The organism is Streptomyces sp. PKA51, from assembly GCF_057552455.1.
In genome coordinates, this window is the sequence record NZ_BAAJPZ010000001.1 from 352574 (window position 1) to 376246 (window position 23673).

19 protein-coding genes are annotated in these 23673 nt (G+C 72.6%); 10 read left to right on the plus strand and 9 right to left on the minus strand.

What is annotated here, in order from left to right:
- Window positions 1-164: 164 nt before the first annotated feature.
- Window positions 165-1268, minus strand: a complete 1104-nt coding sequence (locus AC27L3_RS01325; RefSeq protein WP_487232083.1) for an aminoglycoside phosphotransferase family protein — start codon at window positions 1266-1268, stop codon at window positions 165-167.
- A gap of 234 nt (window positions 1269-1502) precedes the next feature.
- Here AC27L3_RS01325 and AC27L3_RS01330 point away from each other — a divergent pair, with 234 nt between their 5' ends.
- Entirely contained in the window at window positions 1503-2984 is a 1482-nt protein-coding gene (locus AC27L3_RS01330; protein ID WP_487232084.1) for a DNA-binding protein NsdB, read from the plus strand.
- Between the two features lie 33 nt (window positions 2985-3017).
- Here AC27L3_RS01330 and AC27L3_RS01335 read toward each other — a convergent pair whose 3' ends face one another.
- Entirely contained in the window at window positions 3018-4316 is a 1299-nt protein-coding gene (locus tag AC27L3_RS01335; RefSeq protein WP_487232297.1) for a PP2C family protein-serine/threonine phosphatase, read from the minus strand.
- A 245-nt stretch (window positions 4317-4561) separates the two neighbouring features.
- Between AC27L3_RS01335 and AC27L3_RS01340 the strand changes: the two genes are divergently transcribed.
- Both AC27L3_RS01340 and AC27L3_RS01345 read left to right on the plus strand, forming a co-directional pair.
- Window positions 4562-5989 carry a HEAT repeat domain-containing protein gene (locus tag AC27L3_RS01340; RefSeq protein WP_487232085.1) on the plus strand — a complete coding sequence of 476 codons (1428 nt, stop codon included), beginning with the start codon at window positions 4562-4564 and terminating at the stop codon, window positions 5987-5989.
- Between the two features lie 124 nt (window positions 5990-6113).
- Window positions 6114-6554 (plus strand): hypothetical protein, encoded by a 441-nt coding sequence (locus AC27L3_RS01345; protein ID WP_487232086.1) that lies wholly within the window; start codon window positions 6114-6116, stop codon window positions 6552-6554.
- Window positions 6555-6606: 52 nt separating this feature from the next.
- Here AC27L3_RS01345 and AC27L3_RS01350 read toward each other — a convergent pair whose 3' ends face one another.
- The 3 genes from AC27L3_RS01350 to AC27L3_RS01360 form a co-directional block, all read right to left on the minus strand.
- A complete protein-coding gene (locus tag AC27L3_RS01350; protein ID WP_487232087.1) occupies window positions 6607-7512 on the minus strand; it encodes a hypothetical protein in 906 nt (301 codons plus the stop codon).
- Between the two features lie 65 nt (window positions 7513-7577).
- A complete protein-coding gene (locus AC27L3_RS01355) occupies window positions 7578-7907 on the minus strand; it encodes a DUF6233 domain-containing protein (RefSeq protein WP_487232088.1) in 330 nt (109 codons plus the stop codon).
- Between the two features lie 235 nt (window positions 7908-8142).
- A complete protein-coding gene (locus AC27L3_RS01360; protein ID WP_487232089.1) occupies window positions 8143-8361 on the minus strand; it encodes a hypothetical protein in 219 nt (72 codons plus the stop codon).
- 272 nt (window positions 8362-8633) lie between these two features.
- On the opposite strand from AC27L3_RS01360, the gene AC27L3_RS01365 reads away from it, so the two are divergent.
- Together AC27L3_RS01365 and glxA are read left to right on the plus strand one after the other, a co-directional pair.
- Window positions 8634-10397: a glycosyltransferase family 2 protein gene (locus AC27L3_RS01365; protein ID WP_487232090.1), complete on the plus strand. Its 1764-nt coding sequence runs from the start codon at window positions 8634-8636 to the stop codon at window positions 10395-10397.
- 6 nt (window positions 10398-10403) lie between these two features.
- On the plus strand, window positions 10404-12326 hold the full coding sequence (gene glxA, locus AC27L3_RS01370) for a radical copper oxidase GlxA (protein ID WP_487232091.1): 1923 nt from the start codon (window positions 10404-10406) through the stop codon (window positions 12324-12326).
- A gap of 15 nt (window positions 12327-12341) precedes the next feature.
- Here the strand turns inward: glxA and AC27L3_RS01375 are convergent, their stop codons facing one another.
- Both AC27L3_RS01375 and AC27L3_RS01380 read right to left on the minus strand, forming a co-directional pair.
- Window positions 12342-13379, minus strand: coding sequence for a glycoside hydrolase family 6 protein (locus tag AC27L3_RS01375; protein ID WP_487232092.1), 1038 nt, complete (start codon window positions 13377-13379; stop codon window positions 12342-12344).
- A 96-nt stretch (window positions 13380-13475) separates the two neighbouring features.
- Window positions 13476-14540 carry an ATP-dependent DNA ligase gene (locus tag AC27L3_RS01380; RefSeq protein WP_487232093.1) on the minus strand — a complete coding sequence of 355 codons (1065 nt, stop codon included), beginning with the start codon at window positions 14538-14540 and terminating at the stop codon, window positions 13476-13478.
- Window positions 14541-14720: 180 nt separating this feature from the next.
- Here AC27L3_RS01380 and AC27L3_RS01385 point away from each other — a divergent pair, with 180 nt between their 5' ends.
- Window positions 14721-17411 carry a DUF4332 domain-containing protein gene (locus AC27L3_RS01385; protein ID WP_487232094.1) on the plus strand — a complete coding sequence of 897 codons (2691 nt, stop codon included), beginning with the start codon at window positions 14721-14723 and terminating at the stop codon, window positions 17409-17411.
- Between the two features lie 22 nt (window positions 17412-17433).
- Here AC27L3_RS01385 and ligD read toward each other — a convergent pair whose 3' ends face one another.
- Complete coding sequence (gene ligD / locus AC27L3_RS01390) at window positions 17434-18456, minus strand: non-homologous end-joining DNA ligase (RefSeq protein ID WP_487232095.1); 1023 nt, start codon at window positions 18454-18456, stop codon at window positions 17434-17436.
- Between the two features lie 155 nt (window positions 18457-18611).
- On the opposite strand from ligD, the gene AC27L3_RS01395 reads away from it, so the two are divergent.
- Complete coding sequence (locus AC27L3_RS01395) at window positions 18612-19055, plus strand: SH3 domain-containing protein (RefSeq protein ID WP_487232096.1); 444 nt, start codon at window positions 18612-18614, stop codon at window positions 19053-19055.
- 114 nt (window positions 19056-19169) lie between these two features.
- Window positions 19170-20402 carry a hypothetical protein gene (locus AC27L3_RS01400; RefSeq protein WP_487232097.1) on the plus strand — a complete coding sequence of 411 codons (1233 nt, stop codon included), beginning with the start codon at window positions 19170-19172 and terminating at the stop codon, window positions 20400-20402.
- Between the two features lie 229 nt (window positions 20403-20631).
- On the opposite strand, the gene AC27L3_RS01405 is transcribed toward AC27L3_RS01400, so the two are convergent.
- Window positions 20632-21636: a DUF6528 family protein gene (locus AC27L3_RS01405; RefSeq protein ID WP_487232098.1), complete on the minus strand. Its 1005-nt coding sequence runs from the start codon at window positions 21634-21636 to the stop codon at window positions 20632-20634.
- A gap of 206 nt (window positions 21637-21842) precedes the next feature.
- Between AC27L3_RS01405 and AC27L3_RS01410 the strand changes: the two genes are divergently transcribed.
- Window positions 21843-23060: a cytochrome P450 gene (locus AC27L3_RS01410; protein WP_487232099.1), complete on the plus strand. Its 1218-nt coding sequence runs from the start codon at window positions 21843-21845 to the stop codon at window positions 23058-23060.
- A gap of 47 nt (window positions 23061-23107) precedes the next feature.
- Window positions 23108-23653 (plus strand): cupin domain-containing protein, encoded by a 546-nt coding sequence (locus AC27L3_RS01415; RefSeq protein ID WP_344433566.1) that lies wholly within the window; start codon window positions 23108-23110, stop codon window positions 23651-23653.
- Window positions 23654-23673: the final 20 nt, after the last annotated feature.

Sequence of the window (23673 nt, forward strand, 5' to 3'; positions counted from 1 at the left end):
GTCATCAGACTGGGACGGGGGCCGGGGACGCGTCAACGCCCGCGCCGGGTGTTTCCCGGCGCGGGCGTCGGTGGGCGCGCTGCCCGGCGGCTCGCCCGGACGGGCGAGTGCGACACGCCGCAGGTCGGCGGTGCGGCGTTCCGGCGCCGCCGGAGCGCCGCCGCTCAGCGGGTGCCGACGGCCGCCCGGACGGCCCGGCGGGCCATGGCGCAGTCGTCGTGCAGGCGTCGCAGGATCAGCCGCTGCTCCTCGCCGGACTCCGGCGTGGCGCCCGGTGCCGCGCCTTCCTGCAGGGCCCGCTGCACCGCCGTCTCGTACGCCCTGATCTCCCGGGTGAGCACCAGCATCAGGTTGACCAGGAACGCGTCGCGCGAGGTGGGACCCGCGGCCTGCGCGTGCTGGCTGATCTGACGCCGCGCCACCGGGGCGTCCCCGAGCACGGTCCACAGCGTGGCCAGGTCGTACCCGGGCAGGTACCAGCCGGCGTTGTCCCAGTCGACGAGCACCGGGCCGGCGGGCGAGAGCAGGACGTTCGACAGCTGGGCGTCGCCGTGGCAGAACTGCCCCTGCACATGCGCCAGGCCGTGCAGCAGTTTCTGCAGGTCGCCCATGTCCCGGTCGGTCAGCAGACCGAGCTCGTGGTAGCGGGCGATGCGCCGGCCGTAGTCCAGCGGCATGTCGAACAACCCGGCGGGGGGCCGCCACAGGTTGACCCGGCACACCGCGCCCAGCGCCGCACGGACGTCCGCGCGGGGCAGGGTGTCGACCGGATGCCGCTGCAGGGCCGCCGGCCGCCCGGGCATCCGCTCCATGACCAGCGCGCACGCGTCCGGGTCGGCGACGATCAGGCGGGGCACCCGCACCGGCGGACGGTGCCGGACGAACGCCCGGTACGCGGCTATTTCCTGCCGGAACCGCTCGACGGCCGCGGGTGACTCGTCCAGTAAACACTTGGCCACCGCTGTGGCGCGCCCGGTCGTGCCGACCAGCAGGATCGAGCGGGCACTGCGCCGGAGCACCTGAACGGGGTTGAACTCCGGGCAGATCCGATGGACCGATGAGATCACCGTGCGCAGCTGCGCGCCCTGGGGGCCGGACAAGTCGATTCTCCCGCTGAGCGGTTGGGCGCCGAGCCCCGGGGCCCGCCGTCCCCGGCCGCCCCCGAACGCGGCTCCCACGGCGTGGGAGGGGTCGAGGTACGGCCCGCCGCCCTGCTGGGTGCGGGGCGGCCGGGACGGAGCGGACACGGAGGCCGATGCTGCATACATGGGCGTTACGGATCCCTTCGTGTCGGCGAATTGCCGCGCTTCCGGCACCGGAGCCGTCGTGCACCCTGGGGAATGCCCTCGGGCTTCCGGGTGGCCGGGGTTGCGCATTTCTACATCACACCCGACCGCGGGTGGCACACCATGTGGCGCACCCTGGCGAAGCCTGGCGAATACTCGCCTGGCCCATGACGGCGCGAGTACGGTCAAGTCAGCCGAGGAACCTGGGGGCTTGACGTGACGAGGGAAACCAACACCCGCCTCGCGGATCTGTTCGGCCTGGCCGGCTGGTCCAAGGGCGAGCTCGCGAGGCTCGTGAACCGGCAGGCGGCGGCCATGGGCCACCCGCAGCTGGCGACCGACACCTCCCGGGTACGGCGTTGGATCGACATGGGGGAACGCCCCCGCGATCCCGTGCCCAAGGTGCTGGCCGCCCTCTTCACCGAGCGCCTCGGCCGTGTCGTGACCATCGAGGACCTCGGACTGGGTCGGCGCGGACGGGCAGGCAGGGGCCAGTCCTCGGAAAAGCTGTCGTGGCCGCCCGAGCGGACCGCCGCGGTCCTCACCGAATTCACGGGAATGGACCTCATGCTCAACCGACGCGGCTTGGTGGGCGCGGGCGCCGCGCTCGCCGCAGGCTCAGCAATCAGCAGCGCGATGCACGACTGGCTGCACCACGATCCCGTCCTCGCCACGGACGCTCCCCGCATGGACGACCCCCTGCGCGTCGAGCCCGCCGGGCTCGACCGCTACGAGGCCACGCCGGTGGGCTCCATGGAGGTCGAGGCGCTGGAGCGCTCGGTGCAGGTGTTCCGGGTCTGGGACGCCTCCCGCGGCGGCGGTCTCCAGCGCAAGGCGGTGGTCGGCCAGCTCAACGAGGTCGGCGGCATGCTGGAGTACCGCCACCCCGAACACCTGCAGCGCAGGCTGTGGGGGGTGGCGGCCAACCTGGCGGTCCTCGCCGGCTGGATGTCCCACGACGTGGGCCTGGAGCCCACCGCCCAGAAGTACTTCCTGATCGCCGCCCACGCCGCCCGCGAGGGCGGGGACCGGCCCCGGGCCGGCGAGGCGCTCTCCCGGGCGGCCCGCCAGAAGGTCCACCTGAACAAGCCCGACGAGGCGCTGGACCTGATGGCGCTGGCGAAGAAGGGGGCCGGTGACGAGGCCCTGCCGCGCACCCGCGCCATGCTGTGCACCGTGGAGGCATGGGCGCAGGCGTCGATGGGGCGCGGCCAGGCCATGCGCCGCACCCTGGGCGAGGCGGAGGAGCTCTTCGTCGCCGACAAGGGCGACGTGCCGCCGCCGGACTGGATGCAGATGTTCGACGAGGCGGACCTGCACGGCATGCAGGCCCTGGCCTACCGCACCCTCGCCGAGCACGACCCCTCGGCCGCGGCGGTCGCCCAGCAGCACGCCCGGCGGGCGCTGGAGCTGCGAGCGGGCACCGTGCAGCAGCGGTCGATGATCTTCGACTACATCTCCATGGCGTCCGCCTGCTTCATCGGGGGCGAGCCGGAGCAGGCCGACACCTTCGCGCGCATGGCGCTCAGCACGATCGGGGAGAACTCCTCGCACCGCACCTGGGACCGGCTGCGCGAGATGTACCGGCTGACCGGCAAGTACTCCGGGTACGCCCGGATCGAGGACCTGCGCGAGGACCTCAAGCAGGTGCTGCCCCGGGCGCCGGGACGGGTCAGGAAGGGGACCCTCCCCGTGTGAGCCCCGGGCGAGAGCGCCCCTCGTACCGGATCGCTAGGAGCCGGCGCGGGCGACCAGCACGCACGCGTCGTCCTCGCGCTGTCCCCCGCCGAACTCCTCCAGCACCGCCCGCAGGCACTCCTGCGCACCCGCCGCCGCGGCGAACCGCGGCGCCAGGGCGCGCAGCCGCTCCTCGCAGGCACCACCCGCCAGCCCCTCGGTGTGCAGCAGCAGCACGTCGCCGGGCCGCAGGCGCTCCTCGGACTGCGCGTACGCCGCGTCGGCCACCGCACCCAGCGGTACGCCCTCCGGCTGCCGCAGGGCGCGCGCCGCCCCGTCGCGGAACAGCAGCGGGGCGGGGTGGCCGGCCCGGGACCACAGGAGCGTGCCGGAATCCGGCTCGTAGCGGCAGCACACGGCGGTGCCCAGGGCCGGCTGGGCGGAGGTCTCCAGCAGGTGGTTGAGCCAGCCCAGCAGCGGGCCCGGCTCGGCGCCGGAGACGGCCATGCCGCGCACGGCGCCCAGCAGCATCGCCATGGCCGAGGCCGTGGCCACCCCGCGGCCGGCGAGGCCGCCGGCGGTCAGCAGGGTCCGCCCGCCCGGCAGCTCCAGGGCGTCGTACCAGTCGCCCCCGGCCGGGCCGCCGGCGGCGGCGAGGTGGTGGCCGGCCACTTCCAGTGCCCCGGCGGCCGGTGCGCACTGCGGCAGGCGCAGCGCGCCGCGCCACGGGGGCAGCACGGCCTCCTGCAGCTCGGCCGCGAGCCGGTGCTGCTCGGCGCGGGGTGCGGCCGCGGCCCGGGGGCGGTGCGCCGGGTCGCGGGTGGCGGGCACCTCCACGGGGCCGCGCCGGGCGGCGCCGAGGTCGCGCAGCACCGCCCACAGGGAGGCGGCGCAGCCGTCGGCGTCGAGAACCGGTTCGCCCATCATGTGGATCCTGCGCACGGCGCCGTCGGCGCGCACGATGCGGAATTCGCCGTCGATCGGTCGGCCGTCCACCAGACAGCCGGTGATCATGGCGGTGAGCACCGGGGTGTCCTGCGGCAGGAGCCAGGAGGGCAGCTCGTCGAGGGTCAGCGCGCCCTCGGCCGGGCGCCGGCCGAAGAGCTCGAAGAGCTCGTCGGACCACAGGGCCTCGTCGGTGAGGAAATTCCACTCGGCGCTGCCGGCCCGCGGGCCGGGCGCGCCGTCCCCACCGCCGGGCGGTGCGGTGGCGGGTCGGTTCGCGGACAGTGGGGACGGCATCACGTACTCCGATACGAAGCGGGGCGCTGCTCCCCCGGCCGGCGCTGCCGGGTGGCGTCGGCCTCTTCCGGCCGGGGCCGGGCGGGGCTCGACGTGACGACTCTGACACAGGGAGCGAGCGCCCGGGGGGCCTTTGGCAATACCCGTACCGGTGATGCTTGAGGCATATGCCCGAGGTATGACTATGACATTTCCGGCGCCACTCGGCGGAATGCCCAGCTCCGGGTAGGCTGCGGCGCTCGGGAGGACCACGGTTCCCACAGCTCACCAGGCATGGAGGCGGTGGAGCGCGGCAAGAATGCCGTCCGTGAGGAAATCCCGTTGCCAGCCGACTCCCCGCACCGGATGCTGACCCCATGTTCGATCCAGACATAGCGCCCAGTGGCACCCTGCTCGGCCTCCTGCAGCGAGGCCGCGGCGACGGGACGCTGCACGCCCTCGCGGCCTCCCGAGCCGAGGCACTCGAGGCGCTGAACCAGTGCGTGCTCCGCGACCCCCGCCGCGACTGGCAGGTGGAGAACCGCTCCCTTTACTACGCGCGCCTGTATCTGGACCTCGACGGCGACCTCGGGGCGATCGAGGAGCACCTCTTCGCCCCCGAAGACCTGCTGGACGGTGCCGAGGAGCGCACCGGCCTGGCCCTGGCCGTCCTCGGCCACCTCGCCTCCTACGGCCGCGACGACGCCCTCGCGCTCCTGCGCCGCTACGCCGCCACCGGCGGCAACTGGGCCTGGGCCCTGGACGAGCTCGCCCTGCGCGACGACGACGCCGGGCTGCTGAGCCTGTGCGCCCCCGTCCTCGCCCGGTTCCCGCACACCCCCGAGGGGGAGGCCGCGCTCACCACCGCCGTCCGCGACGCCTTCGAACCGCGGCCCTGGCGGCTGTGGGCCGACGACGAGCGCTTCCCGGCCCTGGCCGCCCGCGTCCGCGCGGCCCGCGAGCGCGGCTCCTTCGACCGCTGGCAGCGCCAGCTGCGCCCCTCCGGCCCGCGCCCGGGCTGGAGCGTGCGCGAGGTGCTGCAGTGGGCCGACGCGGGCCTGGAGCAGCACCCCGCCCAGCAACGCCATGTGCCCGCCACCCGCTGCCTGACCGCCGTCGCCGGCCCCGAGGACCGCGAGGAGATCATCGAGGCCGCCCGCCGGGGCGGCGAGGCCGCCCGGGCCACCGCCCTGCGCTACCTCGCCGAGCACCACGACCCCCAGGCCCTCGACCTGATCGAGGCGGCCGCCGGCGACCCGGCCCCGCTGGTCGCCCGGGCCGCGGTCACCGCCTTCGAGCGCATGCGCAGCGCGGCCGCCCTGGAGCGCGCCCGCGCCTGGATCCACCGCCCCGACGCGCTCGGCGCCGCCGCCGCCGGCATGCTCGCCTGCCGCGGCGCCCAGTACGACGCCGCGCTCGTCCTGGGCGCCCTGCGCCGCACCGTGCGCACCGAGGGCTGCGACGCGCCCGTGCTGTTCGACCTGGTCGACGGCGCCGGGCGGCTGGCGATCGGCTGCGCCGCCCCCGTCCTGCGCCACGTCTACCGCGAGACCGCCTCCTCGCACCTGCGCGGCCGGGCCGCCCGCGCCCTGGCCGCCACCGACCCCTCCTTCGCCACCGGCTTCGCCGTGGAGTGCCTGTGGGACTGCGAGGAGTCCACCCGTGAGCTCGCGGCGCACCACGCCACCACGGCCGACGCCCGCGTCGTGGAGCAGCTGCGGCGCCTGGCGGCCGACCCGGCCGAGGAGGCCGAGGTGCAGACGGCGGTGCGCAACCGTTTCGAGCCGGACGCACCGGCGCTGTGAGGGGTGCGGGCATGCGCCCTCCTGGGCGGTGCGACCGTATGCCGATAATGGGGGCCGCCCCGCGCCCGCGGGGCGGCACGAAACCACGGCACCACAGCCACAGCACCGGACACAGGGGGCGCGGATGACGCACGACCGCAAGCACGACGGACCGTACCGGGGGAGCCTGGCGCGCAGAGTCCTCGCCCTGCTCGCCCTGTTCCTGGGGGCCGTGCTGCTGGCCACGCCCGCCGCGGCCGCCGCGGCGCCGGCGCCGCGGGAGGCGAGCGCGCCGCTCGCCGTGGCCTCCGCCGGCGACCGCGTGGTCCAGGCCGGCGCCCACCACGGCGGTCACACCGCCTCGCACGCCGCGCACGCCTCGACGCACCACGGCGACCACACGGCGCTGGCCGGCAAGAGCGAGAAGAAGGACAAGAAGAAGGACAAGAAGAAAAAGAAGGGCTTCTTCAAGCGGCTGGGCACGGCCCTGCTGGTGATCGTGATCCTCGCCATCCTGTTCGTGGTGGCGCTGATCGTGATCGCCGTCTTCCTGATCCGCCGCGCCTTCCGGCGCCGCCGCACCTGACGGCCGCGCGCCGCCCGCCGAGCCCCCGCCCCCGGGCGGGGGCTCGGCGCGTTCAGCTGCTCCTGGCCACCCAGGTCAGCGCGAGCCACGGGGTGGCCGCCGAGCCGGTGGCCAGATACCAGCCGGTCTGCGTGGTGGGGAAGCCGATGAGCAGCGGGACGACGAGGGCGGCGCCGCACAGCAGGACGACCGCGGCCGGCAGATGCACCCAGGGCTCGAACCGACGCGCGTAGCGCACCCCGGCCTCCCGCCGGTACAGGGCGATGCTCGTGACGAGGCCGGCGGCCAGGGTGAGCGTCCAGATCGCCGGCAGCACGATCATGCGCCCGGCGAAGGTGTCCAGGTCGTTGCCGGGCGACTGACGGACCCCCAGTTCCGGCCGGTCGGGCACGTAGACGACCTCCACCGTGCGGCCCGCCTCCGGTTTGCCGCTGGTGTGCACGTCGGGCACGGTGACGTCCCGGTCGCCGTCGGGGAAGGGGACGCTGACCACGAGCGTGGTGGCGTACTCGTCGATGTCGTTCATCTCCCGCCCGGTGGGCCGGGGTTGGCCGGCGACGCGCACGACGTCCACCTCGTGGGTGCCGCCGCCCGCGCGCTGGGCGCGGGCCAGCCACTTGCCCTCCGCCCCGTCCGGCCCCACGCCCTGGCACAGCGCCGCACCGCTGGCCAGGGCGATGCCGAAGCCCAGGACCCAGCACAGCAGCCGGGAGGGGCGCGGCTCGGGCCCCGGCTCGTAGCGCCGGCGCCAGGTCTTGCGGCGCAGCGCGGCGCGCCGGCGCGCGCGGGCCAGGGCCGAGGCGAGGAGCCAGCACCCGGCGCAGGCGGCGCTCGCCCCCAGCAGCAGCAACTGATGCCGCTTGGGCGGTAGTTCCCGGAACGGGACCACGCCGAGCAGGACGGTCGCGTACCCCGTGAGCACCGTCGCCCACCCCGTGAGGCGCGTCCATATCCTCATGCCGTACTTCCCCCACCCACTTCGTTGATCTTGAAATGGACAGCGTAACGGGGGCGGCGGGGCGGTCACTCGTAGGGGACCAGGAACCGTTCGGGCTCACAGGCGTCGCAGAAGCGGACGTCGTACTCGGCGGCCCGCACCCGGGCCTCGGCGGTGGTCAGGGTCTCCTCCCCGCCACGCGGCACCCAGCAGCCGGCGTGGTGCAGCTCCTGCAGGATGCCGCCGGGCCTGCGGTGCACGGTGACGGGCCAGATCGCGTCCTCCATGTCGTGGCGCCACTCGCCCTTCAGGCGCTGGAGCACCACTTCGCGCACCCAGTCGCGCGGGGAGATGCCGCTTTCCTGAGCGGCTGCCTCGATTCGGACGAGTTCCTCAGGGGTGAAGAGCGTCTCCATGACGCGCGACAGTAGCAGCGCGGCATGGTCCGCGAACCGGGTTCCGGGCATTGGCCTGCGGTGCTGACCTGCGGGTTGACCGGCCGGAGCGACCGGTTGCTGCACGGGGCAATGATCAGCTCATCACACGAACCGCAGCTCCGGCGCCATGGGGGAGCGGTGGCATAGGACGGTGGTCTACTCGCCCGGCGCCGCGCTCCATACCCTGCCGGCCCGGCCTTTGGCCATTCCGTTATCACCCGTCCTCGTGAACGCCCCCGCTTTCCGGGGGGACGGGCTCCTCTCCCGGTGCCGGGTCGGTCTCCACGCCGTGCGCGCGGGCCAGCCACAGGGCGTCGTCGAGCTCGTCCTCGGCGACCGCCGCCGCGTAGACGTCCCCGGCGGCCCGGGCGGCCGCCAGGGCGGCACGGGCGTTGCGCACCCGTTCCCGCATCGCTTCGGCGAACGCACTCACGGCTGTCCCCTCCTGGGTCCGTACGGCTGCCCGCGTCCGGGGTGAACGGAGGAATCCCGCAATTCTAGGCCACCTGGGCGAACGCCCCCAGCCCTGCGCTGTGCAGGTGATGTGACATCCGCTTCGGTGTGTTCATCACATGATTTTAGGTCCTCTTGTTACGTTCATCGGACTTGTTCCCATCGGTGTCGATTCAAGGCCCGTCCTTCAACGACCGGGGGTGTGTGGTGGCTGTTCCGGCCCGTCCGGCGAGTTCGGCCCGGCTCACGAAGGTGCCCCCGGGAAGGGCCCGCCAGGACCGCGGAACCCACCGGCCCGGGGAGCCGCCGCAGGACGCCGCCGCCCCCGACTACGACTATCCCCGCTTCAGCCGGCTGGCCGGAGAGCTGACCGAACCCCCCGCCGAGGGCTACCGCGTGCGCTACCGGCGGCTGCTCGACCACGGCCCCGGCCGCGGGATCGGCGTACGGCTGCTGGTGGCGGCCGCCCCCCTGGTCTCCCTCACCCTGCTGCTGTGGCTGATCTCCCCCGGCCACTGGCTGGAGCGGCCCTACGTCAGCGACTGGGAACACTGCTGCGACCGGCTCATGCTCGCCTCCGTCGCCCTGATCGAGCTCTTCCGCACCGTCAACGTCGCCTCCAACGCGCACGCCACCTGGGTGGCCCGCGACCCCGTCCCCGTACGCCCCCAACCCGGCACGCGGGTCGCCTTCCTGACCACCTTCGTGCCCGGCAAGGAACCCATGTCCATGCTGCGCGCCACGCTGGAGGGAGCGGTGCGCATCCACCACGACGGGCCACTGGACGTGTGGCTGCTGGACGAGGGCGACGACCCCGCCGCCCGGCGGCTGTGCGAACGCCTGGGCGTACGGCACTTCTCCCGCAAGGGCGTCGAGCGCTGGAACCAGCCCTCCGGCGCCTACCGCGCCCGCACCAAGCACGGGAACTACAACGCCTGGCTCGACGCGCACGGCGACGACTACGCGTTCATGGCCTGCGTCGACACCGACCATGTGCCGCTGCCCAACTTCCTCGAACGCATGATGGGCTACTTCCGCGACCCCGACGTGGCCTTCGTCGTCGGCCCCCAGGTCTACGGCAACTACACCACCGCCGTCACCAAATCCGCCGAGAGCCAGCAATTCCTCTTCCACGCCCTCATCCAACGGGCGGGCAACGCCTACGGCTCGCCCATGTTCGTCGGCACCAGCAACTGCGTACGCATCGACGTCCTGCGCCAGATCGGCGGGCTGTACGACTCCATCACCGAGGACATGGCCACCGGCCTGGAGATCCACCGCCGCCGCAACCCCGCCACCGGCCGCCGCTGGAAGTCGGTCTACACCCCCGACGTGCTGGCCGTCGGCGAGGGCCCCTCCACCTGGACCGACTTCTTCAGCCAGCAACTGCGCTGGTCGCGCGGCACCTACGAGACCCTGATGCACCAGTTCTGGAAGGCCATGTGGCAGCTGTCGCCCGGCCGGCTGCTCAACTACGCCTTCATGGTCGCCTACTACCCCATGGCGGCCGTCACCTGGATGCTGGGCGCCCTCAGCTGCGTCCTCTTCCTCGTCCTGGGCGCCTCCGGCATCACCGTGGAGTCCTCCCTGTGGCTGATGCTCTACTGCGACGCCGCCGCCCTGCAGGTGGGCCTGTACCTGTGGAACCGGCGCCACAACGTCAGCCCCCACGAACCGGCCGGCTCCTCCGGCGCCGCGGGCATGCTGATGTCCGCCCTCGCCGCACCGGTGTACGCCCAGTCGCTCGCCCAGGCGCTGCTGCGCCGCCGCTCCCGCTTCGTGGTCACCCCCAAGGGGGAGTCCGCCAGCCCCGACCGCCCGGCCACCTTCCGCACCCACCTGGCCTGGGCGGCCCTCTTCCTCGCGGCCCTGGTCGTCTCCTGGCCGCTGGGCCACGCCCACTCCGCCATGCGCCTGTGGGCCCTGCTGGCCCTGCTCACCGCGCTCGGCCCCTACCTGGTGTGGCAGGCCGGACGGCGGCAGGAACGGACGGACGTCGCGAAGGAGGTGGGATGAGTGGACGTGAAGGCAAGACTCCGCGACCGCAGGACGCGCAAGGCCCTGCTGGCCACCACCGGCGTGCTGGTGCTCCTCGCCGCCAACGGCCCCGCGGCCGCCGGCTTCGCCGAGCGCGCCTGGCACGAGTACACCATCAACCAGCCCTCCTACAAGGCCCGCTACGGACACTGGGACCTCGTCGACGTCCCCGGCGGCTTCCGCATCAACGCCATCCACGCCGCCCTGCTGCGCACCGGCAAGGTGCTGCTGATCGCCGGCTCCGGCAACGACGAGAAGAACTTCCGCGCCGGCACCTTCCGCAGCGTCCTGTGGGACCCGGTGCGCAACACCTTCACCAACGTGCGCACCCCCAAGGACATGTTCTGCGCCGGCCACGCCCAGCTGCCCGACGGCCGCCTGCTCGTCGCCGGCGGCACCGCCCGCTACGAGAAGCTCACCGGCGACGTCAAGCGGGCCGGCGGCGCGATGCTCGTCAAGAACGAGAACCCCGACGCCCCCCGCACCCTGCCCGCCGGCACCGTCTTCGTCGGCTCGACCGGCAAGCAGTACCGCTCCCAGTTCCCCGTCCTGGTGCCGCGCGCGAAGAAGACGGTCAAGGGCGAGCAGGTGACCGTCACCGCCGCCCAGGCCCGCGTCTACGTCGAGGCCGTCACCGAGGGCGAGAGAGGCATCACCCACACCGCCGACCAGTACCGCGTCAAGGGCCTGGCCGGCCGCGCCGCCCAGGACGTCTACGGGCTCGCGGCCAAACTGGGACTGGACAAGAAGGACTTCCAGGGACTGCGCGAAGCCTACGAGTTCGACCCCGTGGCCGAGCGCTACGTGCCCGTCGACCCCATGGCCGAGGCCCGGTGGTACCCCACGCTCGTCACCCTGGAGGACGGCCGCGTCCTGACCGTCTCCGGCCTGGACGACATGGGCGAGATCATCCCCGGCAAGAACGAGATCTACGACCCGGAGAGCCACAGCTGGTCACCGGGCCCCGACCGGTACTTCCCCACCTACCCCGCCCTCTTCCTCACCGGCGCCGGGCAGTTGTTCTACTCCGGCTCCAACGCCGGCTACGGGCCCGCCGACAAGGGCCGCACCCCCGGCGTGTGGGACCTGGAGACCAACACCTTCCTGCCCGTCCCCGGCCTGGAGGACGCGGACATGACCGAGACCTCCGCCTCCGTGCTGCTGCCCCCCGCCCAGGACCGCAAGGTGATGATCCTCGGCGGCGGCGGGGTGGGGGAGTCCCACGCGTCCACCCGGCGCACCGCCGTCGCCGACCTCAGCGCCGACGCCCCCCGCTACACCCCCGGCCCCGACCTGCCCCAGGGCACCCGCTACCTCAACGCCGTCCTCACCCCCGACGACCGGGTCTTCACCACCGGCGGATCCGGCGACTACCGCGGCAAGCGCGGCTCCGACATCCTGCGCGCCCAGTTCTACGAGCCGCGCACCCGCAGCTTCCGCCCGGCCGCCGCGCCCACCGTCGGACGCGACTACCACGCCGAGGCGCTGCTGCTGCCCGACGGACGGATCGCCGTCTTCGGCTCCAACCCGCTGTTCGCCGACAAGGACGACACCGTCATGGGCACCTTCGAACAGCGCATCGAGGTCTACACCCCGCCCTACCTCTACCGCGACGGGCGCCCCACCCTGCGCACCGGGCCCCTGGAGACCGGGCACGGCCGGACCCTCGCCCTGCCCGGGGCCGACGCCCGCCGGGCCGTCGCCGCCCGGCTGATGCGCCCGAGCGCCGTCACCCACGCCACCGACGTCGAGCAACGCTCCGTCGCCCTGCCCCTGGCGGCCGGCGAGGGCACCCTGAAGGTGACGATCCCCGAGGACCCCGCGCTCGTCCCGGCCGGCTGGTACATGCTCTTCCTCACCGACCGCGCCGGCACCCCGTCCAAGGCGGCCTGGGTGCACGTACGGTGATGGCCGCCCCGGCGGCTACGGCTGCAGCAGCGGCTGCCGGCCGCGCGCCGTCACCAGGCCCAGTGCGTACTCCGCCCACCAGTGCCCCGCCGCCGGGGCCCCGCGGCACGCGCCGTCCGACTCGCCGGGCCGCTTGACCCACACGAAGGCGTCCACCTTGGGGTCGCCCGTGTGCGTGGTCGGCGCGGCCCCCAGCGCCCGGCCCGGCGGGTTGCACCACGACTCGGCCCCGCCCTCCCCGGACCCCGCCGGCAGCGGACCGTTGCCGTTGCGGCTGGTGTCGATGATGTAGTGCGCACCGCCCAGGCGCTGCGAGAGCTGCTCGCCGTAGGCGCGGGTGACGGGCGTGGTGTGGAAGTTCGAGACGTTCAGCGCGAAGCCGTCGGCCCGCTCCACCCCCGCCTTGCGCAAGGCGTCGGCCAGCAGCTGCTGGTCGCTGATCCAGCCCGCGTTGCCCGCATCCACGTACACCGACGTCCCCGGCCGGGCCTTGAACGCCGCGACCGCCTCGGCCAGCAGGCCCAGCCGCTCCTGCGCCGCCTCGCGGGGCAGGCAGCCCGACGCCCACTGGGCGACCGCGTCCGGCTCCAGCACCACCCACGCCCGCCGCTCGCCGATGCCCTCGGCGGCCCGGGCGACCCAGGCCCGGTACGCCTCGGCGGTCGGCGCCCCGCCGGAGGAGTACTGGCCGCAGTCGCGGTGCGGCACGTTGTAGGCCACGAGCAGCGGGATGCGCGAGGCGCGTTCGGCCTCCTCGGTGACGCGGGCCACCTGCTCCCTGGGGTCGTCGCCCGTCATCCACACCGCCGTCGGCTGCTCGGCGATGCGCCGCACCGCCTCGGCGTCCGCCTCCCGCCCCCGCTCCTGCCAGGCCCGCGCCTGCCGGGCCGCCCGGGCGTCGGGCTCGACCCAGAAGGGCGAGTCGCCGCCCCCGCCGGGGTCGCCGGCCACGGCCGGGACGGCCGCCGGCCACCAGGCGCAGCCCGCGCAGACGAGGACGGCCGCGCCGCGCCGGGCCGCGGCGCCCGGGCGGAGGGAACGGATCCGGCTCATGGACGCCACCTCCCGCTGGAGTGCGATGGTCGTACCAGCGTGAGATATGCCGCCCCGTCGGGCCGGGATTTCCCCCGCCCGGTGCCGGGCGTGTCTTCACGCCCCGCCCAGCACCTCGGCCAGGTCGTAGCGCACCGGCTCCTCCAACTGGGCGTACGTGCAGCTGCCCGGGTCCCGGTCCGGGCGCCAGCGGCGGAACTGGGCGGTGTGCCGGAACCGGTCCCCCTGCATGTGGTCGTACGCGACCTCCACCACCCGCTCCGGGCGCAGCGGGATCCACGACAGGTCCTTCGTGCCCGTCCAGCGGCTCGGCCCGCCCGGCAGCCGGCCGGCGGCCTGGGCCTCGGCGCTCGCCCACTCCTGCCACGGGTGCCCCGCCGCGTCCGGCACGACCAGCGGCTCCAGCTCCGTCATCAACTGCCGGCGCCGGGCCATGGGGAAGGACGCGCACACCCCCACGTGCTGCAGCCGCCCGGCGTCGTCGTACAGCCCCAGCAGCAGCGAGCCCACCACCGGCCCGCTCTTGTGGTGCCGCAGGCCGGCGACGACGCAGTCGGCCGTGCGCTCGTGCTTGACCTTCACCATCACCCGCCGGCCCGGCAGGTACGGCAGCTCCGGCGGCTTGGCCACCACCCCGTCCAGGCCCGCGCCCTCGAACTGCTCGAACCAGCCCTGCGCCACCGCCAGGTCACCGGTCGCGGGCGCCACGAACAGCGGCGCGTGCGCCCCGCCCAGCGCCCCCATCAGCTCCTCGCGGCGCCGGCGCTGCGGCTCCTGCATCAACGAGGCGTCGCCGAGCGCCAGCAGGTCGAAGGCGACGAAGGAGGCCGGCGTCACCTCCGCAAGGTGGCGCACCCGCGAGGCGGCGGGATGGATGCGCTCCAGCAGCGCGTCGAAGTCCAGCCGGCCCTCCCGGGCGACGACGATCTCCCCGTCCACCACGCAGCGCTGCGGCAGCTGTTCGCACAGCGCGGCCACGAGCTCGGGGAAGTAGCGGGTCAGCGGCCTGCCCGTGCGGCTGCCCAGTTCCAGCTCCGCGCCGTCCCGGAAGACGATCGAGCGGAAGCCGTCCCACTTGGCCTCGTAGCTCATCCCCGGCGGGATCTCGGGGGCGAGCTTGGCGAGCATCGGCTCGACCGGGGGCATCACCGGAAGGTCCATGATCCCCGATTGTGCGGGGCCGCCCGGCCCCCCGCCCGCCGACAGGCGCCGCCCGCTGGCGGGTTCATTGCCCCGTACGGCCCTGCGCGGCGGTCCGCCCGGGCGCCCCGTTCGGCGGGTCGGCTTACGCTCGAACGCGTAGTGAGGGGGATACCGCCTCTGAGGCAGGGACACCCGTTCATGTGGGATCGCGTCGGACGTGGAGCGGCGAGCGTTGCGCTGGTCGCTGCGGCGGTCATCGCGCCTGCGGGTACGGCCGGGGCTGCGGCCGCGGCACGGCAGGACCCCACCGAGGTGTGCGCGACGGCACGGGGGCACATGCAGGCCGGATCCCTGCGCAGGGCAGAGGAGCTGTACGAATCGGTCGTTACTGACGGGTCCCAAAATTGCGCGATCGATGGACTTAAGGAACTTGCCAAGCGCCGCCGTGAGGCCGCGAAGGCGGTGACCGAAGGACGGGAGTTTCTTCGGGCAGGGGCTTTCGACAAGGCGAGGGACAGCTTTCACCATGCTCTCTGCGTTGATGCGGAGAATTCCGCAGCGGCGGCGGGTATGGCTGAGGTGGAGAAGCGCAAGGCCCGTGCGATGGCTGTGGAATCATCGAGGTGGGAGCGCTTCTACGAGGACTGGGTCCCCGCGATTAGTCAACTTCTGTTGGCCGTTCTGGCCGCGTTGGCCGTTCTCATCGTGCTCAGTGGCCTCATGGCGCGCCTTGTGGTGAAGGTTGACGCTGTCGCTTGGCCGGATGGACAGAGAGGGGTCGCCAAGTGGTGCATTGCCTACCCAATCCTTCTTGGGGTTGCGGTGATGTTTCCCGCCTACGCGATGTTTCAGCCGTTCCATCCGTTCAAGCGCGGTGAATTTCTATACAAGGCCTCGGTGTGCGCGGTCGTGCTGATTCCCCTCGTCATCCTTGTGCTCGTCTTGACGGCGTCCAGGCAGTTCAGGGAGGAGGAATGGCGTACATCAGGCAGGATGCGATTTCTGTGGGAAAACATCTGGCGCGACTGGCGGCTCCTTCTCGGTGTGCTTGTAGTACTTGCATTGCTCACGAGGTTTCTGGGTTCCAGGGTTTTCGAGGACGACGTCCCTCACTTGGGCCTGACCTACGGAGCCATCACGATCTCCGGAATTATGGTGGCGGCCGCCGCATGGGGTCAGAAGCCGAGCCTTCAGGTGGAGGCGCAGAGGCCCGACGGCACCGTGGACGCGGCGGCAACCGATTATTTGCTTGCCCGAATGCAAAACCTGGGGGAGGAGACGCCACAGCAACGCCTCCAGGCCGCTACCCCCTTGTCGCCCCTACGGCTGAGCCAAATCGCCAGTGAGGACCTGAGTGCGCTGCCGGCAGGCAAGTTCGCGAGTGCGCTCTCACGTCTGTTTTTCGACCTTAGGCCGGACCTGACCTGGCGCGCCCGCGTCGCGCTCGTGGACTACGACCGGGTTGCGGTCGCCCTGTCTCGGAACGGTCGTCATGCCGCCAGCACCATCGTGAGCAGGCTGGACTTCGGCCTGCAGGCGGCCCCGACCATTCTTAGGGAACGGGAAAAGTCCGCCCAAGGCAGTGCTCGTGAGATGACGGACAACATTAGCGAGCTTGAGACCACTGCAGCCCGCGAGCGTGCCAGGGCACAGTTGCTCACAGGGGCCGCGGCGTTCATCCTGCTGAAAATGAGTGACAGGCATCGCAAATTGAAGGACGGGCTGTGCGGTGCCAGCAATTGGAAGAGCGTCATGCTTCAGGTCATCGCCACGAGCAAATCCCTCATTGACGGGAAGGGGGACGAAATCCCACTTCTGGGTCGCGCAATGGACGAGGATCCCGGCTATCTGTTGGCCCGCTTCGAGTATTTGTCGGCCGTCTATCGCGCCGACAAAGATGCTGACGCTGGAAAGTATGCAGAGCTTATTGACCGTCTGCGCCGCAAGATCCCTCAAGGTGAACATGGGAGGGAAAGAGAAGGGTGGGCGCCGTTCAGTATCCGAGTCCTGTACAGCAGTGCCACTCAATGGCTCAACTCCTATTTGGAGGGTGGAAAGCAGGATTCGCATGCGTTGACAGCGGCGGAATCCTCTGTCAAGGAGCTTCTGTCGCTATGTGGATCCAACTACAAGGACGAGAAGATCCGTTCCCAAGCTGATCGGATGCTTCCTCTTGCTGAGAACCTCAAGCACTGTATTGAGGTTCTCCAAGGGCATTACTGCCCGAAATGGATTCATCCGCACGGCGACGCGCCGGCCTCACCCAAGCTCACATACGACCATGCCTGCCTGGACTGCATGCTGCGGGATGACGATGGTGCGATCGAGGACCTGCGCTTCGCTCTTGTCGCCGATGATGACAAAGAATCTGCCCGGAACGACCCGTGCTTCTGGCCGCTACACGACAATGAAAATTTCTGGAAAGTGATTAATGGTCCGTCCGAGGAATTTCTGGACCTACCGACCCTCGCCCGCCACAAGTTGCAGCTCATGAAGGCCAACGTCATCACGGCGCATGACCTCGTGCGCCGTACGGAGACCGACCTCCAACGTTCCGATCTCGCCAAAGACCTGGGCGTCCCAAGAGGACTCATCGAGCGATTCCGCGATCTCGCTCTCCTGGCCGACCTGCATCCGGATCTCGATGACGTGCGCATGCTCCACCTGCTTGTCACCGTCGGCGTCGATTCCCCAGCTGCTCTTCGGGCGGCGCTGCGGGATGAGCAGCGGCTCCTGCGTGACGTGGCGAATCAGGCGAAGAAGCGCCACCTCGCGGACCTCCCCGGCATCAGAAATCCGCAGCCCTGGCTGGCCGCCGCCAAGTCCGCTGCCGCAGCGGCGGAGCCCGAGGCGCGCCGACGATGGTGGTTCGGGCGGCGGAATCGGTGATCCCCGGTCCATCCCTCAGTTGTCACTCATGAGTATCAGGCGACTTCTTCGCCCTGCTGGGTTGCACCCGTTTAGGTTCGCCCTTCATCTTCGGGTGTTCTGGCGGGTACGGCAGATCCCCGAGGCCGTGTTCGCGTTCGTCGCGGGCGGCCAGCTCCAGGGCTGCCTCCAGGTCGCAGGCCTGCTCGTCCATGCCCGCGTGGAGATCGCCGAGCTCGGCGAAGCGGGCCGGCATCGTCGTCAGGTCGAAGTCCTCGGGCCTTGCGGTGGTGAGTTCGTCCCACCGCAACGGCGCCGAGACCGGGGCATGCGGCCGGGGACGTACCGAGTAGGCGCTCGCGATGGTGCGGTCGCGGGCGGTCTGGTTGTAGTCGACAAAGATCTTTTTTCCGCGTTCTTCCTTCCACCAAGCCGTGGTGATCCGCTCGGGTGCTCGCCGCTCCAGCTCCCGGGCGATTGCGATGGCCGCCCGCCGCACCTGGACGAAGGTCCACTGGGGCGCGATGGGAACAAAGACGTGGAGCCCTCGCCCGCCCGAGGTCTTGGGCCAGCCCACGAGGCCCAGGCTTGCGAGGACGTCCTGCAGTTCGAGGGCGGCGCGCACGGCGTCGGGGTAGTCCGTGCCCGGCTGGGGATCGAGGTCGATGCGGAGCTCGTCGGGGTGCTCGGTGTCCGACCGTCGTACCGGCCAGGGGTGGAACGTCAGGCAGCCGAGGTTCGCCGTCCACAGCACGGCCGCCAGCTCGGTGGGGCAGATCTCGTCGGCGTACCGGCCGCTGGGAAAGGCGATGCGCCCGGTCGGGATCCACTCGGGGAGGTTTTTGGGCGCTCGTTTTTGGAAGAACGACTCGCCCGTCACGCCATCGGGATAGCGCTCCAGCGTGGTGGGCCGGTTTCTGAGGGCGCGCACGATGCCGTCCCCGACGCTCAAGTAGTAGCGGGCGAGGTCGTACTTCGTGAATCCGCGCTCGGGGAAGTAGACCTTGTCCGGGTTGGACAGCCGTACCGTCCGCCCGCCCACGGTCAGCTCCAGTGCCTCTGCCATGGGTTTCACCCTAGGGCGGGCGGTCGGACGACGCCTGCGGGACGCCTCCAGCCCAGCCGGGCCAGGAAGGAGGACGACTGACGGATTTGTGTTTATGGCGACATTTCCTGTGGAACCTGGGCAATGCGTGATCCACTTCGCATCGAGGGAGTCCCATGTTCACTACACTCGCGATCCGCACCAGGAAGATCACCGCCGGTGTGATCGCGGCCGCCGCCCTCGGGGGAACCCTGCTGGCCGCCGCTCCTGCCGCCCACTCCGCCGACCAGCCCGTCGCCGCCCCGCCGCCGAGCCGGCCCTACGGCGCCGTCGTCGCCACCACGGGCGTCGTCGAGCGGGTCTTCCCCACCACCGACTCCGCGCCCAAGGGCCTGCTGAAGTACCGCACCCAGATCCCCCTGCGGTGCAAGGCGCGCGCCCAGGACGTCTCCGGCAACCCCGTCTGGTACCTGCTGCGCGAGCGCAACACCTGGGTCGCGGCCAAGTACGTGGAGAACACCGGCAGCGTGCCGGTCTGCCGCACGGTCGACCGCAACTCCCTCGACGAACCCGCCGTCCAGGGGCGCAAGGAGCAGCAGCCCAAGAAGCCCCCGGCGTAACGCCGCGTAACGCCGGGCCCGGGCGGGCCCGTTGCGCCCTTCCTTACCGGCACCGACGCACCGGCGCCTACAGTTGCGTCACGGGCTCGACGAAACGGCCGGAAGGAAGACGCGTTGGACCACCCGACCCACGGTTGCGTTCTGTTGCTGGACGGCACCCCCGACCGGCGGCGGGGTGCCGTGCCCAACCCGACGGCGCACGCCGTCGCCGGTGCCCGACCGCGCCAGTTCCTCGCCGCCCCCTCCGCCGACGTGGTGCAGCTCCCCGCCATGGCGGGGCCGCAGAGCGTCCTGGCCTACCTGCAGGACGCGGCCACCGTCCCCGGGCCGCTCCTGGTGTGGGTCACCGGACACCTGATGGTCCCCGCCCGGCGCAGCACCCAACTCCACCTGGCGCTGCGCGAGTCCACCCCCGCCACCGTCCGCTACACCGGCCTGCCCTGGGAATGGCTCACCCGCACCCTGCGGGAACACCCGGGGCCGACCCTCCTCCTGCTCGACGTCGAGGCCGACGCCCACACCTGGCCGCACGTCGCCGCCGCGGCCCACGACGGCCGCCTCGCGGACGGGCTGGCCCTGTACGGGATCGCCACCCCGAGCCCGCCCGGGCCCGCCCCGGAGGCGAGCGCCTACACCCGCTCCTTCCTCGCCGCCCTGGCCGCCGGCCACCCGACGGCCGGGCCCACCCTCGACCCCGGCCTGCTGCACCAATTGGCGCTGACCGGCGCCCCCCTGCCGGAGGGCGCCCTGCCCCTGCAGTCCGGCGCCACGGGCCCCCTCCTGGCCAACCGCGCGGCGCCCCCTGCGGCGCCCGCGGTGGAGGTCGTTATTCCGGTGGCTCCGGCGGACGGCGGCGTCCGTGCCGTCGACCTGCCCCGCGACCACCTCGCCGCCACCGAGCCCGCCCCACCGCAGCCCGCCGGGCAGGAGGTTGCGGCTCCCGGTCCCGCACCCCTGCCCGACATCCTCGCCGCCGCGCACGCGGGCCGGCACAACGAGGCGGCCGCCATGGCCGCCGCCTGGGAACAGCTGACGCTGCGCCGGCACGGGCCGCACAGCGCCGAGGCCGGGCTGTGGATCGAGGTGCGCGCCGACCTCGCGCGGCTCGCGGGCGACCATCCGCGCGCCGCCGAACTGTGGATGTCCGCCGCCGCCCAGCGGCTCGACCGCGGCGGACCCGAGGACACCGAGGCGCTCGCCGCGCTCAAACGGGCCCACTACTGCTGGCAGCACAGCGGCGAGCGCGGCCACCGGCTCGCCCCGGCCCTTCTCGCGCTGTGGGAACGCGTGCCCGACGGCGCCGAGGCCGCCGCCGACGTCCGCACCCGCCTCCAGGGCGTGCCGTAGCGCCCCGCAGGGGCGCGGGGCAGTGCCGATCTGCGGCTGCCGCCGCGTGGGCGCGGTCGACCACCGACGGCCCGCAGCCGAGGGGCCGCCCCGGGCAACAGCGCTCCATCTGCGGGCACGTCGTGGCTTGTCGCGCAGTTCCCCGCGCCCCTATGGGGCGCCGTGCTGCCCGGCGTGGTGCGGGGCGGCGGGAGCCGTAGATCGGTACTGTCCTGCGCCCCTACGGGGCTCACCCGCTTCGGGCCGTTGTCCACCAGCGGGCCTTGTACATGCCGCCGTGCAGCAGCGTCCGTGTTCCGTCGGGCCGGTACAGGACGAGGGTGGAGGTGCACCATTCGCACGGGTGGCCGCGCTCCGGCCGGGCGACGAGCACCCGGCCCGTGCGCGGGTCGTCGCCGATGCTCTTGACGTCGGGCCCGCTGATCCGCGACTGCTGCGCGTACGGGACGAAGGCGCGCTCGGTCGTCGAGTACTGGTAGACCGCCGACCCCGTGGTCACCCACAGCCGGCCGGGCCGGGTCAGCACCGGGGCCAGGTCGTGGCCGCCGCTGCTGGGCAGGGTCACCCGGCGCACCACGGTGAGCTGCGGGTCGTCCGCCGGGCCGTCGACGTCGAGGGCGAGCAGCTGGCGCCTGCCCAGTGCCCACAGCAGGCCGGTCCGCGGGTCCCAGTGCACCCCGTGCGCCCCGGCCAGCTGCACCTGGGCGTGCCGGGTGGCGCGCGAGCCGGCCGAGGCCGCGTACAGCCGCACGTACCCGCCGGTGCTGGCGGCGACGGCGACGTTGCCGTCCGGCAGCAGGTCGATGCTGTGCGCGTTGCCGGTGCCGGTGTCGGCCGCCCAGTACACGCCGCGGCCGGGGTAGCCGATCACGGCCGCGAGGCCGCCCGAGGCCGTGGCGAGCAGGTAGCGCCTGCCGTCCAGGGTGCGGAACTTCACCTCGCTGGGGTTCGTCCAGGTGGTCGCGGGGTCCAGGTCGGCCAGGCCCGAGCGGCCGTCCGCGGTCCACGACCACAGCACACCCGAGTCGGGGCCGTCCTCGGCGTCGTCGGCGTCCCACCGGGTGCGCTCGGCGTCCAGGACGTACACCGAGCGCGTCGCCTGGTCGGCGGCCACGATCGGCGAGGGGCGCGCCGCGCGCCCGTCCCGGGGCCGGGCGCCGGCCGGGCCGGGGAGCGCACCGGCCAGGCAGGCCGTCAGCAGCACGGCGCACAGCCGTCTCACGGGCAGGTCCACGCGCCACAGCGTGCTGCCGCGCCCCGCGCCGCCGGGGGCGCCACGCCCGTCCGTCACACCATCGATGAGCCCCCGTGCCCCCGGCTGCGCCGAACGGGTGAATTCCCGGGCGTGGCGCTGCTCATCACCCCGAATCGGGGCAAATTTGACTCTCGGACCGAGGTGTTCACACGAGGTGTTCACATACACGGGTGGGTGTGCTGTCAATGACGACGACCGAATCGGTATCGGAAGAGCATCCCGTACGTTTCTGGGATGTACCGGACCTGGACGGGTTGGCCTTCGACCCCTTCATGGACGCGTGCCTGCGCGACGAGCCCGTCTCGCGCATCAAGCTGCCCAACGGCGAGGGTCACGCCTGGTTCGTCACCCGCTACGAGGACGTCAAGTTCGTCACCTCCGACCCGCGCTTCAGCCGGCAGGCCGTCCTCGGCCGCCCCATCACCCGCCTCGCCCCCCACTTCATCCCGCTGGACGAGGCCGTGGGCTTCGCCGACCCGCCCGAGCACACCCGGCTGCGCAAGTCCGTCGCCCGGTCGTTCACCGCCCCCCGCCTCGCCCGGCTGCGCCCGGCCGCCCAGCGCGCCGCCGACGAGCTCCTGGACGAGATGGAGCAGGAGGGGCCGCCCGCCGACCTGGTGCAGCACCTCCACGGCCCGCTGCCGCTCGCCGTCATCAGCGACCTGATGGGCGTGCCCCCGGCCGACCGGCCGCAGATGGCGCAGTGGACGGAGATCCAGCTCTCCGCCGGCCACGGCCGCGAGGCCAGCGAGCACGCCAAGAACGCCATGGCCGGCTACCTCACCGACCTGCTCAACAGCCGGCGCGCCGAGCCCCGGGACGACCTGGCAGGCGAGCTCGCCCAGTCCGTCGACCAGGGCAACGTCACCCTCGCCGAGGCCGTCGCCGTCGCCCTGCTCATCCAGGCCAGCGCCGCCCACGCCGTGCGCAACAACAGCGCCCAGATGGTCTACGCCCTGCTCACCCACCCCGAGCAGCTCGCCCGCCTGCGCGCCGAGCCCGGGCTGCTGCCGCAGGCCCTCGAAGAGCTGCTGCGCTTCGTCCCGCACCGCAACGCCGTGGGCCTGGGCCGCATCGCCATGGAGGACGTCGAGGTCGGCGGGGTCCTCATCCGCAAGGGCGAGGTCGTCCACTCCTCGTACCTGACGGCCAACCGCGACCCGTCCGTCTTCGACCACCCCCACGAGCTCGACTTCGACCGGGAGAACAACCCCCACCTGTCCTTCGGCCACGGACCCCACTTCTGCCTGGGGTCGATGCTCGCCCGGCTGGAGTCCGAGATCATCATCTCCACCCTGCTGCGGCGCTTCCCCGGGCTGCGCCTCGCGGTGCCGCCCGAGGAGGTCCGCTGGCAGCGCCGCGCCCTGATCCGCGGCCCGGAGAACCTGCCCGTCGCCTGGTGAACCCGCCCGTCGCCTGGTGAAGCACCCGCCGGAAAGGGCCCCGCACCATGACGCTCCTCAGCGCACCCGACGGCCTGGTCGTGCCCCCCGGATCGGGCCGCACCCTGGTCACCCCCGCCCAACAGGTCACCTTCAAGGTCACCGGCGAGCACTCCAGAGCCGCCTCCAGCTTCGAGGTCGTCGTCCCCCCGGGCTTCGACGTCGGCGCCCACCTGCACACGCGCAGCGAGGAGCTGTTCTACGTGCTGGAGGGCGAGCTGGACGTCCTCGCCTTCGAACCGCGCATCCGCACCCGCGACAGCTGGCGCGCCTGGGAGTCGGCCTCCGGGCAGCGCTGCGTGCGCGCCACGGCCGGGACCGTCATCCTCGTCCCCCCGGGCTGCCCCCACGCCTTCGCCAATCCCACCGGCGAACCCGCCCGCATGTTCTTCCAGGCGGCACCCCCGCCCGACCACGAGCGCTACTTCGACGAGCTCTTCGAGATCCTGAACTCCGGTCCCCCCGTGGACGAGGAGGCCGTCGCCGAGCTGCGCAAGCGCTACGACATCGAACAGCTCACCCCGTTGCGCATGGCTCCCCCGGGAACCCGGTGACGGCAGTACGGCGTTGGGAG